Origin of the sequence: Bartonella sp. AA1HLJMS, assembly GCF_042197445.1 — a bacterium.
In the GTDB taxonomy this organism is placed as follows: domain Bacteria; phylum Pseudomonadota; class Alphaproteobacteria; order Rhizobiales; family Rhizobiaceae; genus Bartonella.
On the sequence record NZ_JBHIRW010000146.1, the window covers coordinates 1 to 1,819 of the forward strand.

At 41.7% G+C, this 1,819-nt stretch carries 1 protein-coding gene and 2 pseudogenes; 2 read left to right on the forward strand and 1 reads right to left on the reverse strand.

Annotated elements, in window-relative coordinates; all coding sequences use genetic code 11:
• Window positions 1-668 (forward strand): inositol monophosphatase family protein (locus ACFIQE_RS10040; RefSeq protein ID WP_375707665.1); only part of this gene is annotated, 668 nt, incomplete at its 5' end.
• A gap of 8 nt (window positions 669-676) precedes the next feature.
• Window positions 677-1,415, forward strand: a pseudogene (locus ACFIQE_RS10045) (inositol monophosphatase family protein); the annotation flags it as partial.
• Window positions 1,416-1,537: 122 nt separating this feature from the next.
• On the opposite strand, the pseudogene ACFIQE_RS10050 reads toward ACFIQE_RS10045, so the two are convergent.
• Window positions 1,538-1,819 (reverse strand): annotated as a pseudogene (locus ACFIQE_RS10050) (hypothetical protein); the annotation flags it as partial.

A 1,819-nucleotide genomic window follows, 5' to 3' on the forward strand; every position in this document is an offset into this window, starting at 1 on the left:
TCAGCCAAGCAGATCGCAAAGCGGAAAAAATTATTTTCAATGAATTAAGCAAAGCGCGCCCCAAATTTGGTTTTCTGATGGAAGAGTCAGAAGAAATCATTGGAGAAGATTCACAACACCGTTTTATTGTTGACCCTTTAGATGGCACCACAAATTTTCTCCATGGCATTCCTTTTTTTGCTGTTTCCATTGCCTTAGAAAGCCAAGGAAAAATCGTTGGTGGTGTCATTTACAATCCCGTGAATGATGAACTCTTCACCGCAGAACGCGGGTGTGGTGCTTTTTTCAATGACCGCCGCTGTCGCGTTTCTGCACGGCGCAGACTAGAAGATTGTGTCATTGCCACAGGCATGCCTCATTTTGGTCGCCCAAATCATGGAGCCTATCTTATTGAATTACGTAATGTGATGGCAGAGGTTGCCGGACTTCGCCGTTTTGGTGCTGCTGCTCTTGATTTAGCTTATGTGGCTGCTGGAAGAACCGATGGCTTTTGGGAAGATAACCTGCAAATTTGGGATATGGCTGCTGGAATACTGATGGTTCGTGAAGCCGGTGGTTTTGTCACCGATAAAGAAGGCGGCAACAATATATTTCGCAAAAAAAATATCATTGCCGGCAATGAACACATTCGCCTAAAATTAGAAAAAACCCTCAAAAAAGGCATTTAGACCTCAGAAAAGATCTAGCAGATGACCTCAGCCAAGCAGATCGCAAAGCGGAAAAAATTATTTTCAATGAATTAAGCAAAGCGCGCCCCAAATTTGGTTTTCTGATGGAAGAGTCAGAAGAAATCATTGGAGAAGATTCACAACACCGTTTTATTGTTGACCCTTTGAGATGGCACCACAAATTTTCTCCATGGCATTCCTTTTTTTGCTGTTTCCATTGCTTTAGAAAGCCAAGGGAAAGTCGTTGCTGATGTCATTTACAATCCCGTGAGTGATGAACTCTTCGCCGCAGAACGCGGGTATGGTGCTTTTTTCAATAACCGACGCTGTCGCGTTTCTGCTCGACGCAGACTGGAAGATTGTGTCATTGCTACAAGCATGCCTCATTTTGGTCGCCCAGGTCATGGAACCTATCTTATTGAATTACGCAATATAATGATGGAAGTTGCCGGACTTCACCGTTTTGGTGCTGCTGCTCTTGATTTAGCTTATGTTGCTTCTGGCAGAACCGATGGCTTTTGGGAAGATAACCTGCAAATTTGGGATATGGCTGCTGGAATACTGATGGTTCGTGAAGCCGGTGGTTTTGTCACCGATAAAGAAGGCGGCAGCGATATATTTCGCAAAAAAAATATCATCACAACAAAACGCCCCAAGAAGCAACAACGACATCAGAAGCCAACATTCTCCCCTACTTCTCTTAAGAAATCACCGCCTACACAGCAAAAAAGATTGACTATAATTTAAAATATCCCCTCTCTGCTAAGGGCTATCACATATGCCTCTCATAGTTTTCACCTCTACATGACAACAGAAATTTTAGCAAATCCATTGATTTATACAGCCATTCCCCCCCCTTCATTTAACCATTATCTCAGATAGTCTATGAAATACTCTCGAGATTTATAGTAACAAAAATCTTTGTTTTCCAAAATTGCTTTCTGCATTTCACTTGCAAGCTGCTCTTTATCTTTTTCAATAGCCTCTTTCAGCGCCTTTACCTTCTTATCCCCAAAGATAACTTTTAATTTTTCTTTTAACTTTTTTTCCTCAACAAGCTTCTCCCAAAAGATCAATCGGTTATCGCATTTCTCATTTGATGATTTCATCCACTCTTTAACGCCTAATTTGTAAGCTTCTTCAAATGTTGG